Source organism: Pseudomonas sp. PWP3-1b2 (genome assembly GCF_049896045.1).
GTDB classification, from domain to species: Bacteria; Pseudomonadota; Gammaproteobacteria; order Pseudomonadales; family Pseudomonadaceae; genus Aquipseudomonas; species Aquipseudomonas antarctica_B.
Genome location: NZ_JAFCTN010000030.1, coordinates 1 through 14,539, shown reverse-complemented (window position 1 = coordinate 14,539; position 14,539 = coordinate 1). Strand labels below are relative to the sequence as shown.

At 58.3% G+C, this 14,539-nt stretch carries 14 protein-coding genes and 1 pseudogene; 12 read left to right on the top strand and 3 right to left on the bottom strand.

Going from position 1 to position 14,539, the window contains the following annotated elements; genetic code table 11:
• Positions 1-85: 85 nt before the first annotated feature.
• The 8 genes from ACP7A2_RS18930 (at position 86) to ACP7A2_RS18895 (ending at position 7,715) form a co-directional block, all read left to right on the top strand.
• Entirely contained in the window at positions 86-1,216 is a 1,131-nt protein-coding gene (locus ACP7A2_RS18930; RefSeq protein ID WP_426135428.1) for an FAD-dependent monooxygenase, read from the top strand.
• A 19-nt stretch (positions 1,217-1,235) separates the two neighbouring features.
• A complete protein-coding gene (locus tag ACP7A2_RS18925) occupies positions 1,236-1,799 on the top strand; it encodes a carboxymuconolactone decarboxylase family protein (RefSeq protein WP_426135427.1) in 564 nt (187 codons plus the stop codon).
• Positions 1,800-2,877: 1,078 nt separating this feature from the next.
• The gene (locus ACP7A2_RS18920) at positions 2,878-3,444 is read left to right on the top strand and encodes a GNAT family N-acetyltransferase (RefSeq protein ID WP_426135426.1); all 567 of its coding nucleotides are present in this window, start codon (positions 2,878-2,880) and stop codon (positions 3,442-3,444) included.
• Positions 3,441-4,274, top strand: a complete 834-nt coding sequence (locus tag ACP7A2_RS18915) for an EamA family transporter (RefSeq protein ID WP_426135425.1) — start codon at positions 3,441-3,443, stop codon at positions 4,272-4,274. The genes ACP7A2_RS18920 and ACP7A2_RS18915 overlap by 4 nt, the downstream gene beginning before the upstream one ends.
• 94 nt (positions 4,275-4,368) lie before the next feature.
• Entirely contained in the window at positions 4,369-6,198 is a 1,830-nt protein-coding gene (gene ggt / locus ACP7A2_RS18910; protein WP_426135424.1) for a gamma-glutamyltransferase, read from the top strand.
• A 25-nt stretch (positions 6,199-6,223) separates the two neighbouring features.
• Positions 6,224-6,934 carry a peptidoglycan editing factor PgeF gene (gene pgeF / locus ACP7A2_RS18905; protein ID WP_426135423.1) on the top strand — a complete coding sequence of 237 codons (711 nt, stop codon included), beginning with the start codon at positions 6,224-6,226 and terminating at the stop codon, positions 6,932-6,934.
• Positions 6,935-7,171: 237 nt separating this feature from the next.
• A complete protein-coding gene (locus ACP7A2_RS18900) occupies positions 7,172-7,414 on the top strand; it encodes a hypothetical protein (RefSeq protein ID WP_375066015.1) in 243 nt (80 codons plus the stop codon).
• Positions 7,401-7,715, top strand: coding sequence for a helix-turn-helix domain-containing protein (locus ACP7A2_RS18895; RefSeq protein ID WP_375066013.1), 315 nt, complete (start codon positions 7,401-7,403; stop codon positions 7,713-7,715). Before ACP7A2_RS18900 ends, ACP7A2_RS18895 begins: the two co-directional genes overlap by 14 nt.
• Positions 7,716-7,741: 26 nt before the next feature.
• Here ACP7A2_RS18895 and ACP7A2_RS18890 read toward each other — a convergent pair.
• A pseudogene (locus tag ACP7A2_RS18890) lies at positions 7,742-7,870 on the bottom strand (D-alanine--D-alanine ligase A); the annotation flags it as partial.
• 280 nt (positions 7,871-8,150) lie between these two features.
• Between ACP7A2_RS18890 and ACP7A2_RS18885 the strand changes: the two are divergent.
• Positions 8,151-8,960 (top strand): AraC family transcriptional regulator, encoded by an 810-nt coding sequence (locus ACP7A2_RS18885; protein ID WP_426135422.1) that lies wholly within the window; start codon positions 8,151-8,153, stop codon positions 8,958-8,960.
• 237 nt (positions 8,961-9,197) lie between these two features.
• On the opposite strand, the gene ACP7A2_RS18880 is transcribed toward ACP7A2_RS18885, so the two are convergent.
• Positions 9,198-9,773: a flavin reductase family protein gene (locus ACP7A2_RS18880; RefSeq protein WP_426135421.1), complete on the bottom strand. Its 576-nt coding sequence runs from the start codon at positions 9,771-9,773 to the stop codon at positions 9,198-9,200.
• A 141-nt stretch (positions 9,774-9,914) separates the two neighbouring features.
• Positions 9,915-10,247, bottom strand: a complete 333-nt coding sequence (locus ACP7A2_RS18875) for a DUF2790 domain-containing protein (RefSeq protein WP_426135420.1) — start codon at positions 10,245-10,247, stop codon at positions 9,915-9,917.
• 225 nt (positions 10,248-10,472) lie between these two features.
• On the opposite strand from ACP7A2_RS18875, the gene ACP7A2_RS18870 reads away from it, so the two are divergent.
• From ACP7A2_RS18870 to ACP7A2_RS18860, 3 genes are all read left to right on the top strand, one after another.
• Positions 10,473-11,792 (top strand): OprD family porin, encoded by a 1,320-nt coding sequence (locus ACP7A2_RS18870; protein ID WP_426135419.1) that lies wholly within the window; start codon positions 10,473-10,475, stop codon positions 11,790-11,792.
• A 360-nt stretch (positions 11,793-12,152) separates the two neighbouring features.
• Positions 12,153-12,827: a heavy metal response regulator transcription factor gene (locus ACP7A2_RS18865; protein ID WP_426135418.1), complete on the top strand. Its 675-nt coding sequence runs from the start codon at positions 12,153-12,155 to the stop codon at positions 12,825-12,827.
• A complete protein-coding gene (locus tag ACP7A2_RS18860) occupies positions 12,824-14,206 on the top strand; it encodes a heavy metal sensor histidine kinase (protein ID WP_426135417.1) in 1,383 nt (460 codons plus the stop codon). Before ACP7A2_RS18865 ends, ACP7A2_RS18860 begins: the two co-directional genes overlap by 4 nt.
• Positions 14,207-14,539 lie beyond the last annotated feature (333 nt).

Genomic DNA, 14,539 nt, shown 5'->3' with positions numbered 1-14,539 from the left:
TCTCAGGACAAATTTTGCTGCTCACACAGACAAGTGCCAAAGGAGCCTGACCTTTAACCTCCGTACACCCCTACGGAGTCGATTCATGAACACAATTAGAAGAGTATTGATTGTCGGCGGCGGGATTGGCGGCATGTCGGCGGCTATCTCCCTTTCTCGGTTGAATCTAGATATGGCCATCGACTTGGTCGACCTTGATCCAGACTGGCGGGTTTACGGCGCAGGTATCACGATTACCGGACCGACACTCCGAGCATTCCACGAGCTGGGAATTCTCGAAGAGATCATGAATGTGGCTTACACAGGCCACGGAATCAGGGTCTGCGATATCGCCGGCAATATGCTCAATGAGTTGCCCACTCCAGTTCCTGTCGGAACCGACATCCCCGGTAGCGGCGGAATTCTTCGTCCGGTCCTACACGGCATTCTTTCCCAGCGCACGCTCGTCTCCGGAACCAACGTAAGATTAGGTATCACCGTGGATGCGCTGGAAGAGCGCTCTGACGGAGCGCATGTTGTGTTCAGCGATGGAACAAATGGAAAGTACGACTTGATCATCGGAGCGGACGGCATTGGCTCGCGAATGCGCCAACTGATCATGCCCGACTGTGGTCGCCCTTTTTTTACCGGCCAAAACGCTTGGCGTTTGGTAGCGAAACGTCGCCCACAGATCGACTGTCGCCATTATTTCCTTGGCGGGCCCGTAAAAGTCGGCCTAAGCCCTGTAAGCAATGATCTGATGTACATGTTTCTCCTTCAAAACGCGCCGGCACTGGAGCGTATTGAAGACGCAGATCTTGCCAATGAGCTGGGGAAATTGATGGCCCCTTATGGCGGGATAATCGGTGAGCTTCGTGAGCAATTGGATGATCAGTCGTCCATCATCATGCGGCCACTCCAAGGGCTGGTTGTTCATGCACCGTGGTATCGCGGCAGAGTCTTACTCATGGGTGACGCGGCCCACCCCACAACCCCGCAACTCGCGTCCGGCGCGGGCATGGCAGTAGAGGACGGTGTCGTCATCGCACAAGAAATTGCCAGAGGTGGTGATATCCCCAACGTGTTTTCTGACTTCATGGAGAGGCGCTTTCAGCGGTGCCGACTCGTGGTGGATAACTCACTAGAGATAGGTCGCAGAGAGCAAGCCGGCGCGCCAATCAGCACTCAAACAGAACTCGTCGAAATGACCCTTCGGCAGCTGGCTAATCCTTTCTAAAAATCCGGGAGAACAAAAGATGTTTACGAGATCGCGCTTAAGCCGAATTCCGGAGGAACAGCTGAATGCCGAGCAGCACGAGGTGCTTAACGAGATTTTGCGGGGCCCCCGAGGAAATTTAGACGGTCCCTTTCTAGCATGGATTCATAGCCCGAAATTTGCAGATCATGCTCAGCGACTCGGCGCCTTTTGCCGTTACGACACCTCCCTTGAAACCAGGTTGAGCGAACTGGCCATTCTGACCACCGCTGCACTTTGGCAGTCGCAAGCTGAATGGATGATCCACGAACCTATCGGCCTTAAAAGCGGATTAACTGAGGAAGTATTGAGCCAGATTCGGAACGGAGAATCTCCTCGATTTCTGAAGACTGACGAGGGTCTGATTTACCGCTTTGTTACAGACCTTTATACACGCCGACGGGTAGGCGATGACCTGTATTGCGAAGCGGTCGAGTTGCTTGGCGAAGCAGGTGTTGTAGAGCTAACGGGGATTTTAGGGTACTACTCGCTGGTCGCTATGACCTTGAATGTTTTTGCAGTAGCTCCAGACGATAAATGCAGCGAACTACCCTTTCCTGCCTAAGGTTTCGGCTCTGAAAAAAGAGCACTGAGGGCCACCTCCGGGCAAACGCTTTAAAGGTGCTAGCAGAAGTTCGGTGTCACGAACGACGACGTCGATTGATTACCCGCTGTTAAATGAATTGGCCTGTTTATTTGGCAACCACGCTTTCGAAAAGTGGGCGGGGATGGAACAGGTTTCTCCCAACATAGCGCGGACCGGGTAGCAGCGTGGAGATGGAAATCGCCTGAGTCTTTGCGCGTTTGATAGGTCATCGTCATTCTGGAAGCAACGATTTTTGAGGAGATTGAAGTGGACATTGACCGTCTATTAAAAATAGCTGCAACTGAACGTGTAGCCGGTTCTGCCTCAGCAAAGTCTCGCCCCGGATTGCGCAGTAACTGCGCAAATTGCGCACTTAACGTACGCAGCTCAGTAGGCACATTGGTACGCATCCGGGTGCGTACTGGCGCTAGGTTCGCACCCTCTAACGCGAACCTGGTGCTAATCAGGCCGCCAGCCTGTTATCAAAAGTTATAGTTGCCGGGCGCTGGCTTCCACTATTGTTCCAAAGTTTGGTAGTGATTTTCACTGAAAGTCGACTTATAAAAAGGACAAAGTCTAAGATCAGGACGTACCACAAGGTAATCAAAGACCAACCTACCTTATTACGAATTTCGTTTACCTCGGACCTCGTATTGGTCACAGTTGAAAGTTGTATGCTGCCCCTAGGATCGAAGGAGTGAAGTCTAAGCACCCACGGCTCAAAGCACCTAGCACCTACCCACCCACCTGAAAAATTCCATGCTGCATTTGAGCTATGTTTTGCAGCACATGATGTCATCGCTCAATTAGTTGTATCTGGTATGGAGACTGGGCTGTTCGTAAAAACTATTAAATTTCAAAATCACGAAGATAAAGCTTCCTTTGAGGATTCAAATCACATCATTGAATGGTTCAAAAGTAGCGGCCGATTGGAAGATAAGGTAGATGTACTAGTAGCCACCAAGTACTAGAACGGCTTACCGAAAGGTAGGCCGTTTTTTTATGCCTCGAGAAAAGTGCTGAGGCATACTCGCCCCCAACCACAAGGAGGCGATACGTGAACCCTCACTTCCCGACCCAAGGCATCGCCACCCCGCGACTGACACTTCAAGCCGCCAACCCGTCCCACGCTCGCGCTTTGCAAGCGTACCTGGTGCAAAACCGTGTCTTTCTGCAACCCTGGGAACCAACGCGCGGTGATGATTTTTTCGAACTTGACGCCATCATCCTGCGCCTTGAAACCATGGCCGAGAAAACCGCCGGCGGCGAAGCCTTGCATCTGCTGATATTGCGCGACGACCACATCATCGGCACCTGCAACTTCAGCAACATCGTGCGCGGCGCGTTCCAGGCCTGCCACTTGGGTTATGCGCTCTGCGAATCGGCCCAGGGCGAGGGGGTGATGCACGAAGCGCTGGCGGCTGCGATTGCGCATGTGTTCGAGAACATGAAACTGCATCGCATCATGGCCAATTATCGACCAGAAAATACCCGCAGTGAGCGACTGCTGACACGCTTGGGGTTTGAGCGAGAGGGCGAAGCGCGGGCCTATCTCAAAATCAATGGCGTGTGGGCGGACCATGTACTGACGTCGCTGATCAATCCGGGACACCCCGACGCATGAACCTCGACGTGTTCGCCATAATCCTGCTCGGCGCGCTGCTTCATGCTACCTGGAACGCGGTGGTCAAAGGCGGCAGCGACAAGCTGCTCACCACCTGCACCATCACGTGCGTCGCATCGTTGATCGCCGTGGCCACGCTTCCCTTTCTTGAACTTCCGGCGAAAGAGAGCTGGCCGTTCATCGGCGCGTCGGTGGTTCTTCAGGTGGTGTATTTCGTGATGGTTGCCTCGACGTACCGTATTGCCGACATGAGCCAAACCTACCCGATCATGCGCGGCACCGCGCCTTTGCTGGTGGCGGCGGTCAGCGTATGTCTTTTGTCGGAAAGCTTGTCGGCGTTGGCATGGCTGGGCATTGCGGTGATCTCTCTGGGCATCTTGAGCATGGCCGTAGCGCCTTCGACGGGGCAGAGAAAAGGCGTGATCCTGGCATTGATCAACGCGGGCGTGATCGCGGGCTACACCCTTATCGACGGCTTGGGCGTGCGCAAATCCGGCGCGCCGGCGGCCTACACACTGTGGATTTTTCTGCTGACGGGTCTCCCGCTTGCGGCATGGGCGTTAACGACTCGGCGCGCGGTGTTCTGCGATTACGTCACGCGCAACTGGCGGCTGGGCGTCGTCGGCGGCGCTGGGACGATCGCTTCGTATGGTCTGGCGCTGTGGGCCATGACGGCGGCGCCCATCGCCACGGTGTCTGCGCTCAGGGAAACCTCCATCCTGTTCGGCGTGTTGATCTCGGCGCTGGTGCTTAAAGAACACCTGACGCGGGTACGGGTCGTCGCCGCGTGCATCATCGCCGCCGGGGCGATGCTGCTGCGGCTGGGCTGACCGCGTGATCATCTCGGGCGAAGCGGTGCCCTACCCGCACGGCACGATTTACCTGTAAAAAGGACTGCCCCAAGGACAACAGATCATTTTCACAATGAACGGAGTTCAGCGCGTGTTTTCAATTTCCCGCCGTCAACTGTCAGTGATTACCGCAGCCCTCGCCCTGGCTGGCTGCCACAGCCCCATCAATGAGCAACCGCCGGCACCGGAGTTGGGCTCGGGTTATCGCACCGACCTCACCACCCAGCACGCCGAGCGCCATATGGCCGCTGCCGCCAACCCCTTGGCCGCCGAGGCCGGGCGCGAGATGTTGCGCCAGGGCGGTTCAGCGATTGATGCGGCGATTGCGATGCAGGCGGTATTGACCCTGGTGGAACCGCAGTCGTCCGGTATCGGCGGCGGCGCGTTCATCATGCTGTGGGACGGGAAAAACGTGCACGCCTACGACGGCCGCGAAACGGCGCCGGCTGGGGCGACTGAGCGTCTGTTCCTCAGAGCCGACGGCACTCCAATGGCGTTTCCCGAGGCGCAGATTGGCGGGCGTTCGGTGGGCACGCCGGGGGTATTGCGGGCGCTGGAGATGGCGCACAAAAAAACCGGGCACCTGCCCTGGGCCACGCTGTTTGAGCCGGCGATTCGGCTGGCCGAAAACGGCTTTGCGATTTCCCCGCGCTTGCACAGCTTGATCGCGGCCGACCGCTATATCCCTCAATCGCCCGACATGGCCGCCTACTTTCTGAACGCCGACGGCACGCCGAAAGCCACCGGCACGCTGTTGAAAAACCCGGCGCTGGCCGCCGTGTTCAAACGCATCGCCAAGGAAGGGCCGGACGCACTGTACAAAGGCCCGATAGCCGATGAAATCGCGCGCAAGGTTCAGGGCAATCGCAACGCGGGCAGCCTGTCGCAGGCGGACCTCAAGGGCTACACCGCCAAAGAACGCGCGCCGCTGTGCACTGATTACAAACAATACCGTGTGTGCGGCATGCCGCCGCCGTCGTCGGGCGGGATCGCTGTCGCGCAAATCCTTGGCACGTTGCAGGCCCTTGAAGCGCGCGACCCGGCACTCGCCATCGCATCAATGACGCCCGTGAAGAGCCCATCGCCGGCAGGCCTTGAACCCACGCCCGAAGCCGTGCACCTGCTCGCCGAAGCGGGTCGCCTCGCTTTCGCCGACCGTGCCCTGTACGTGGCCGATGCCGACTTCGTGCCGGTCCCCGTCGCGAGCCTCGTCGCCCCGGACTACCTGGCCAGGCGCGCGACGCTGATCGGTGAGCGCAGCATGGGCATCGCCAAACCGGGCCAACCGGCAGGCATCCAGGTCGCCTACGCGCCGGACCGTTCGCCGCTGCGCATCTCCACCTCGCAAGTGGTGGCGGTGGATGACCAGGGCGGCGCCGTGTCGATGACCACCACGGTGGAAGCGGCCTTTGGCTCGCACCTGATGGTGCAGGGCTTTTTGCTGAACAACCAGATGACCGACTTTTCGTTTATCCCCGAAGAGAACGGCCAACCGGTGGCCAACCGCGTCGAACCGGGTAAACGCCCGCGCTCGGCGATGGCGCCCACTCTGGTGTTTGACCGTAACAGCGGCGAATTGCTGGCCACGGTAGGTTCACCGGGCGGTTCGCAGATTATCGAGTACGTGAGCAAATCCCTGGTGGCGATGCTCGACTGGAAACTCGACCCGCAAGCCGCCATCGGCCTGCCCAACTTCGGCAGCCGCAATGGTGCTACCGAACTGGAAGCGGGTTTGTTCAGCCCGGCGTTGAAACAGGCACTCCGGGACAAAGGCCACGCGTTGAGCGAGATTGATATGACCAGCGGCATCCAGGCCATCGTGCGTACCCGCGATGCCCAAGGGAAAGTGTCGCTCAGCGGCGGCGCCGACCCACGGCGTGAAGGCGAAGCGGTCGGCGACTGAACCTATAATTTTCGGAGAGAGCCACGTGCAGCAGGCAGATAATCTCGGCGCCCTCGCGGGCGTCGACCATGGCTTTTGTACAATCAATGATCCACTGCGCCCGGATGACGTGTTTATCTGCAAGCAGGTGCACAGCGCGTCAGTGATTGAATGGCAAGCGGGCCAGGTGTCCAACACCCTCGAGGCCGACGGTGTCTGCACCGCTGCGCATCAGCCCATTGCGGTGATTACCGCCGATTGCCTGCCGATTCTGATCGCCGCAAAAAACGGCGACCGGGTGGCCGCCGTGCACGGTGGCTGGAAGGGGCTGCAAGCCGGAATTATCGCCAATGCCGTACAGCGTTTCGCCGACGAAGGCATCACCGTGGACCAGTTGCAGGTGGCGATTGGGCCGTCGATCAAGCCGTGCTGTTATGAGGTGAGCGACGCATTTATTGCGCAGTTTCCGGCGGATCAGCGGCACCTGTGGCACCTCACGCAACCGTCGCCGTTGCTGGCGCCGCAAATCCCACCGCCTCACGCGAGGCAGCCGGGCAGTGCATGGTTTGATTTAAGCGGGTATGGGCTGATGTTGTTGCTGGCGGCGGGGGTGAAGCGGGAGCAGATTGAGGTGAGTGAGGTGTGCACGTATTGCACGTCACCCACCTACGCCAGCTACCGCCGAAGAACGCATAACCCGGAGGAGGCGAAGACGCTGATTTATTCGTGGATTGCTCGTACAGACCGGCGAGACTGAACCTACAAGCAGCTCTCCCAAGCTCCCACTCTGCGCTTCGTACGCAAAGTGCCATGTCATTTTTTGCAGTAAAAAGCCTCTTGAGCAGCCTCTTTTCTCCTGCGATTTTCTGGTCCGTGCTTTCTTGCCAGAGGCTACGTCAAAGACGTAGAATTTCGCGTGTTAACGATCATAGAGTCTCCGCTGTTCAGCAGGCTATGGCCTGACTACTGGACCGAGGAGGAAAGAGGTATTTTCATGGCTTTTCTAGCCAACCATCCTGAAGCCGGAACGGTCGTTCCAGGCTCAGGTGGTTGCCGAAAAGTACGCTGGAATTTAGAGGGGCGAGGCAAGAGCGGGGCGGTGAGAATTATCTACACCACACAGTTGGCTTGCGGGGCTCTGGTAGCGCTACTGATTTATGGAAAGGGCGCAACCGAGAATATTCCAGCGCATACCCTGTACAGAATCGCGAAGGAAATGAACCATGCCACTCACTGAGAAACAGCTGAAGGAACGTGACTCCAAACGCAATATCGGCGAGGAATTACTCGTCGCCGTTAAGGACATTAACGCGGGGCGTTACGGCTCGGTGAATCACGTTGAGACCACTCAAGCCGCTGAAGCAAGAAGCAAGACAGGCTTGTCCCAGCCCAGGTTTGCTGAGCTTTTAGGGGTTTCGGTAAGAACCCTTCAGGAATGGGAACAAGGGCGTCGGTCCCCCTCAGGTGCCGCTCGCTCTCTGCTGCACATTGCGGCTATCAGACCAGATGTTTTTCGGGAAGTACTCAGTAACGCCTAATGCCGTTAAGGTCATTCGGCCAATGACTAGCGACTGATCTTCAACCCCTTGCGCCCCGCATGGCGCTCAAGCGCCAGCTCAATCAAGCGGCTCACCCACTCGCTGTAGCTCATGCCGGCCGCCTGCCACAGCTTGGGGTACATGCTGATGCGGGTTTGACGAACACTGGCAGGCCAAGCATGTTCACCGCCGTTTCGAAGGATGTGCGCCTAACAACACATAACACCGCCGCCGAAACGATCGAGCCAGTTGCGCGAACGGCTGTAACCGCCGGCCATGCGCTCGCTGGAAAACACCCGTGCAATGCTTGAATATCCACTGCGCTATCAACGCTCATATGCATCGCCAGCACGCTGCACAATCGTACAAGACCTGCACAGACAACGGATGCAGACTCGGTTAACGTATTTCCATCTCCATTTGTGACAAGCCACCATGGGCAATCCGACTTCCACCCTCGACTGGTTGCACCGCGCCCCGCACGCCAGCGGCCTGGACCGTATCGAGGCGTACTTCGCCGGTTTCGCGTTCGACCCGCATCGCCATGACACTTACGCCATTGGCCGCACCTTGTTTGGCGTGCAGAGTTACCACTACCGCGGCTGCATGACCCACAGCTTGCCTGGCACGACCATGGTGATTCATCCCGATGAGAGCCATGACGGCCGCGCCAGCAGCGTGGAAGGCTTCAAGTACCGAATGATTTATGTGGAGCCGGCGCTGATCCAGCAGGTTCTCGGCGGTAAGCCGTTGCCGTTTATCCCCAATGGTTTGTCGACCGATCCACGGCTGTTCCGTGCCAGCGAAGTGTTGTTGCAAAGCCTGGATTGCCCGATTGATCCTTTGCAAGAGCAGGACGCGATGTTCGACCTGGCCCAGGCGCTGAGCCATGCGTCGGGCGAGATTATCAGCCGTAAATCCTTCGATTACGTCGCCGCCGAGCGTGCTCGGGAATTCATCCACAGCGCCTTGGGCCGCAGCATTACGCTGGATGAAATCGCTGACCATTGCGGCCGTGATCGCTGGGCGTTGTCGCGGGATTTTCGGTTGTTGTTTGGGACCAGCCCCTACCGTTACTTGACCATGCGGCGGCTGGATTTGGTGCGCAGCCTGCTTGCCCAGGGCGAATTGCTGGTGGATGCGGCATTGACCGCAGGGTTTACCGACCAAAGCCATATGACGCGGCAATTTCGCAGCACTTACGGCATGCCACCGTCGCGCTGGGTGAAGATGCTGGGGCGCTGAGTGCATCGTGAAAGCGGCATAAAAGCCAACTCAGTGAGGCTGCTGAAGGCTTGCTCGGTAAAAACTGTGGGAGCGGGCTTGCTCGCGAAGGCGGTGTGTCAGTGGATAGATTCAGTGGCTGACACACTGCATTCGCGAGCAAGCCCGCTCCCACATTTGGATCTCCATTTGCCTGGAGACCGCAAGCAGTGCTGGCAAAAACAGCGCCCTTCACCGCCTATCGACGAGTGGTGCTGCTTACAGCTGACGCCCAACCACCGGCTCGCCGATGGTCAGGAAATTCCCGCCCGCGACATGGTGCAAGGTGCGCAACTCATCATGGCCGTCGAAGTGCCAGTGCCCTTCGCTGAACACGCGCTCGTCGGCATACGCCGCGACCACTTCACCGAGGAATAAATCGTAGGTCTGTTGTGTGTGCGGCTCAGGCAGCAAACGGCATTCCAGCCACGCCACGCAGCCTTCCAGCAGCGGCGCTTCGGTGTATTCGCCCGTGAAGGTTTGCAGGCCGTAAGCGGCGAATTTGTCGGTGTCGGCGCCGGTGATGTTGCCAACGGTTTGCACAAGATCGGCCTGGGCCACGCACGGCACCTGAAGCACAAAGGTGCTGGCGCCTTCCAGTAACTGGCGGGTCCAGGTGGCCTTGTCCAGCACCACGGCGACTTTCGGCGGTTCAAAATCCAGCGGCATGGCCCAGGCGGCAGCCATGATATTGCGCTGGCCATTATGCGCGGCACTCACCAACACGGTCGGGCCGTGGTTGAGCAAGCGGTAGGCTTTGGACAGCGGAACGGGGCGACGGTGAGTAGGGCTCATGGAGGATCGGCTCTTCAAGCGAGAAAAAACCTACGATACCTCAAGCATGAGCCCTACGTGTCAGCTCGACAGTTGATTGGCGAACGGCCCGACTGCACTGACAACTTTTCAGGGCTGCACCCAACTCTTTTTTTGGATCCATTAACTGCCGTTGTTTCGGCACACGCCCATCACTTGATACTCAAGGGTATTGAGCTTGCCGTTGGAGTCCTCATAGGTCATGCGCGACGGCACCGGATTGCACGAGCGCACGGGCGGCGTGACATTGACCACCCTGGCAATGTCCAGCCGCATGCCATAGCGGTAGGCCTGCACCTCGGGGGCTGGCTTGCCGGTTCTGGCCGCGTAATCGGCCATGGCCTTCTCATTGCGCTCCATCATCAGGGCAAAGGTGCGGTCCCCGCCGCCTTCGGCCAAGGCGCCGAATGAGAGCAACGCCGCGAATACGCCCACCGCTATTTTGTAAAAGTTCATCTCAAGTTCCTCGGTTGAAAAGTTCAGTGCCGAGACTAACGAGTGAACCCTGACGACAAGTTCACTAATACGTTACGTATCTGTTAAGTGGCCGTGAGTTTCCAGGATTGTAATGTTTGCGCAACTTCGCTGTTATTCGCCGTTTGCAACTATCAGCCCGGGCCAGATCAATAAAAACGCCCACCCCTATAAGAAGCTGACACTGCAATGAACCAGGAGCGAAACATGAATATCCGTCTCTATACCCTTCCCTTCTCACTGATTGCCGCATTGCCTATGGCCGCCGTCGCGGCGGAAGAAAAACCCGAAGGTTTTATCGAAGGCAGCAGCGTGAACGTGCTGGCGCGTAATTTTTACTTCAATCGCGATGATCGCAAGGGCCAATCCAGCCCCACGGGCAATGGCTACTCCGAAGCCTGGGCCCAGGGCTTGATCGGCAAGTTCGAGTCCGGCTTCACCCAGGGCACCGTCAGTTTTGGCCTGGATGGGTTTGCCCTGTACGGCCTGCAACTCGACTCGGGCACTGGCCGCAGCGGTGGCAAGGGCTCGTTTGACGTGCTGCCGGTGGACAGCAACAACCATCCCGAAAGCAGTTACAGCAAATTCGGCGGTGCGGCGAAACTGCGCGTGCTGGACACAATCATCAAGGCTGGCGATGTGTTCCCGTCCACGCCAGTGGTGGCCGCCGGCGACTCGCGATTGTTGCCGCAAAGCTTTCGCGGCGTCACCGCCCAGAACACCAGCCTTGAAGGCCTGAGCCTGCAAGGCGGGCGTTTGACCGGCATGAGCCAACCCACGCAAAGTGGCATGGATAAAGGCTTCGCGACCTTCTATGCGGGCAGGGTCGACTCGCCCTGGGTCGGCTATTTCGGCGGCGATTATCAGCTCAACAAACACCTTAGCGTCAGCCTGTACAGCAGCCGACTGAAAGACGCCTGGGATCAATACTACGTGGGCAGCGCCGCCACCTACCCACTGAACGACGACGTTTCGCTGTTCGGCGACGTCAACTATTACAAAGCTGTGGACGAAGGCAAAAAGCTGCTCGGCGAGTTCGATAACAACATCTGGAGTGCCAGGGTCGGGATGAAGGTCGGCGCCCACAGCGTGGCCCTGTCGCATCAACGCAACAACGGCAACGACGACTTCGACTACCTGCGCCAGTCGGACTCGATCTCCCTCAACAATTCGATCCAGTACAGCGACTTCAACTCGCCCAAGGAACGTTCGTGGATGGTGCGTTACGACCTGGACATGCACACGTTCGGCATTCCCGGCCTGTCGTTCATGACCCGCTATGGCAAAGGCTCCGGCGCCGACTACAGAGACGCCAACGCGGTGTATATGCGTCGCGATGCAGCAGGCAACCCGTTGACTGATCAGCGCCGTTGGGAACGCGATGTCGAGGCCAAATACGTTGTACAAAGCGGCAGCCTGAAGGATTTGTCGTTGCGCTTGCGCCAGGCCACTGTGCGTTCAAGTGCCTTCGAATCAGACCTGGAAGAAGTGCGTGTCATCGTCGAGTACCCGCTGGCAGCACTCTGAATAAGCGTCACAAGGGCAAACGCTTACATTCGCTCGCGGTTAACTAACATCTGTTCACAAATTGGCAACTAACAAAACTGTAATATCGGGCTCAGCCTCCCGTTAAGTTTAACTTCCTATACTCAATTCAACTTGTTTCACCGAGCACATTCATCTCTGAAGCTTTTGTGTAGCTCCTTTGGAAAGAGATGAATTTTTAACGCCCCATTGGGGCGTTTTTTTTGCGCGCAGACTTTAGTCAGCGACCGATGGTCGCAGTTGACCCTGAAGCTACTTCACGGTTCAGACTTTTCCTACTCCAAAAACACCTCATTCCATAAGGAAATGGAGCCCTTCTCTTTCAGTAAAAGGTAAATCCCCATGCGTATCCTTGTGGTTGAGGACGAGCAAAAAACCGCCGACTACCTGCAGCAAGGCCTGAGCGAAAGTGGCTATGTGGTTGACTGCGCCGCCAATGGTATCGACGGCCTGCACCTCGCCGGGCAACACGCTTACGAGCTGGTGATTCTTGACGTCAACCTGCCAGGCAAGGATGGCTGGGAAGTGCTGGAGCAATTGCGCCGCAGCGGCACCCAGCGCGTGATGATGCTGACAGCCCGTGGCCGCTTGGCCGACAAGATCAAGGGCCTGGACATGGGCGCCGACGACTATCTGGTCAAACCCTTCGAATTCCCCGAGTTGCTGGCGCGAGTACGCACATTGTTGCGGCGCAGCGAGTACATGCCGCAGCCGGAAGTGTTCCGCGTCTCGGACCTGGAGCTGGACCCGCGCCGCCACCGCGCGTATCGCGGGAGCCGGCGCATCGACCTCACCACCAAAGAGTTCGCGCTGCTGCAAGTGCTGATGCGCCAGGCCGGCGAAGTGCTGACGCGCACGCAGATTATTTCACTGGTGTGGGACATGAATTTCGACTGCGACACCAACGTGGTGGAGGTCTCCATCAGCCGTCTGCGCGCCAAGGTGGATGACCAAAGCGAGGTCAAGTTGATCCATACCATTCGCGGTGTGGGTTATGTGCTGGAAGCGCGTCAATGAGAACCAGCAGCCTGTCGATGCGCCTGGGTTTGACGGTCAGCTTGATGGGCGCCGGCCTGGTGCTGTTGCTGGCGACACTGGCCTACCTCGCCCTCACCCACGAGTTGGAGAAACTTGCGCGTAAAGGCCTGGAAAGCAAAATGGAGCAGATCCAGCACAGCCTCGCCCAAGGCCTGGACGCCCACGCCATCCGCGCCCGCCCGCATTCGCTGATGGATTTGGTGATCGGCCATGACAATTTCTACCTGACCATCGTCGGCACCGCCCCCGACGAAACCGTGTTGCTGAGCATCGGCGCCAAACCCCAGAAGCCGTTGCTGACAGGTTTTTCGCCACGGGAAACCCTCGGTTACCTCAACTGGGCCGACAGTAATGGCAACGGTGTGCTTAGCGCCTCCAGCCTGATGCGCCTGGCCAGCGGCGAACGTGTGCGCGTGTTGCTGTCCCTGGACCGCAGGGACGACCAGGCCCTGCTCAGTGCTTACCTGCGCGCGACGGTGATTGCGCTGCCGATGTTGCTGATCCTGATCGGCATGGGCGCCTGGTGGCTGGTGCAACGCGGGCTCGCGCCGTTGAAGCAGTTCAGCCATGTGGCGGCTAAAGTCACCACTCAGGACCTGACTCATCGCTTGTCCGTGGGCAACCTGCCTCAGGAACTGGGCGAATTGGCGCAAGGTTTCAACGTGATGCTTGATCGCCTCGACGCGGGGGTGCAGCAGTTGTCGCAATTCTCCGACGACCTCGCCCACGAATTGCGCGCGCCCCTGACCAACCTGATGGGCAAAGCCCAAGTGACGCTGTCACGCCAGCGCCCGCCGGAGGCATACAAAGCGGTGCTGGAATCCAACACCGAAGAATTGGAGCGCCTGGGCCGCATCGTCTCGGACATGCTGTTTCTGGCCCAGGTCAGCCACCCGGCGGCGCGAGCATCTTTCATTGCGGTCTCCCTGGCGGATGAAGCCCATCGGGTGATGGAGCTGTTTGCCCTGAGTGCAGAAGACAAACAACTGACCCTGACCTTGAACGGCGACGCACAGGTGCAGGGCGACCGCCTGATGATCCAGCGTGCCCTCTCGAACCTGCTGTCCAACGCCATCCGCCACACCCCGGCGGGCTCACATATTTCCCTGCTGGTGGAGGCCTGTGGGGACAACGTATCGGTGTCAGTGAGCAACCCGGGCCCGGGGATTGAAGTGCAGCACCTGCCGCACCTGTTCGAGCGTTTCTACCGTGTCGACAGCAGCCGCGCCCGCACCGAAGGCGGCACTGGCTTGGGCCTGGCCATCGTAAGGTCGATCATGACCCTGCACCAAGGCCAGGCTGAGGTGCGCAGCCTGCCTGGGGGATTTACCTTATTTCGCCTGGTGTTTCCTGGTTAAGAAGCACGCACAGCAATCCAGCGCGGGTCAATGTGGGAGCTGTCGAGCCCCGGCGAGGCTGCGATGGCGGCGGCATTGCCGATAGAGATGTCGACTGACCCACCGCTTTCGCAGCCTCGCTAAAGCTCGACAGCTCCCACAGTTGATCTGTGTTGGCGAGTAGATTGCGCATGGCTCCCGATCCAGCGACCCGCCAAAACCCAACTCACACCGCCGATTAAATGTGGGAGCTGTCGAGCCCCAGCGAGGCTGCGAAGGCGGCGGCATTGCCGATAGAGATGTCGACTGACCCACCGCTTTCGCAGCCTCGCTAAAGCTCGACAGCTCCCACAG

Coding starts and splice junctions, on each gene's coding strand:
- ACP7A2_RS18885 (WP_426135422.1), top strand. CDS start 8,151: ATGGGCAATCCGACTTCCACCCTCGACTGGTTGCACCGCGCCCCGCAC.
- ACP7A2_RS18915 (WP_426135425.1), top strand. CDS start 3,441: ATGAACCTCGACGTGTTCGCCATAATCCTGCTCGGCGCGCTGCTTCAT.
- ACP7A2_RS18860 (WP_426135417.1), top strand. CDS start 12,824: ATGAGAACCAGCAGCCTGTCGATGCGCCTGGGTTTGACGGTCAGCTTG.
- ggt (WP_426135424.1), top strand. CDS start 4,369: ATGAACGGAGTTCAGCGCGTGTTTTCAATTTCCCGCCGTCAACTGTCA.
- ACP7A2_RS18895 (WP_375066013.1), top strand. CDS start 7,401: ATGCCACTCACTGAGAAACAGCTGAAGGAACGTGACTCCAAACGCAAT.
- ACP7A2_RS18880 (WP_426135421.1), bottom strand. CDS start 9,773: ATGAGCCCTACTCACCGTCGCCCCGTTCCGCTGTCCAAAGCCTACCGC.
- ACP7A2_RS18875 (WP_426135420.1), bottom strand. CDS start 10,247: ATGAACTTTTACAAAATAGCGGTGGGCGTATTCGCGGCGTTGCTCTCA.
- ACP7A2_RS18925 (WP_426135427.1), top strand. CDS start 1,236: ATGTTTACGAGATCGCGCTTAAGCCGAATTCCGGAGGAACAGCTGAAT.
- ACP7A2_RS18870 (WP_426135419.1), top strand. CDS start 10,473: ATGAATATCCGTCTCTATACCCTTCCCTTCTCACTGATTGCCGCATTG.
- ACP7A2_RS18900 (WP_375066015.1), top strand. CDS start 7,172: ATGGCTTTTCTAGCCAACCATCCTGAAGCCGGAACGGTCGTTCCAGGC.
- ACP7A2_RS18930 (WP_426135428.1), top strand. CDS start 86: ATGAACACAATTAGAAGAGTATTGATTGTCGGCGGCGGGATTGGCGGC.
- ACP7A2_RS18865 (WP_426135418.1), top strand. CDS start 12,153: ATGCGTATCCTTGTGGTTGAGGACGAGCAAAAAACCGCCGACTACCTG.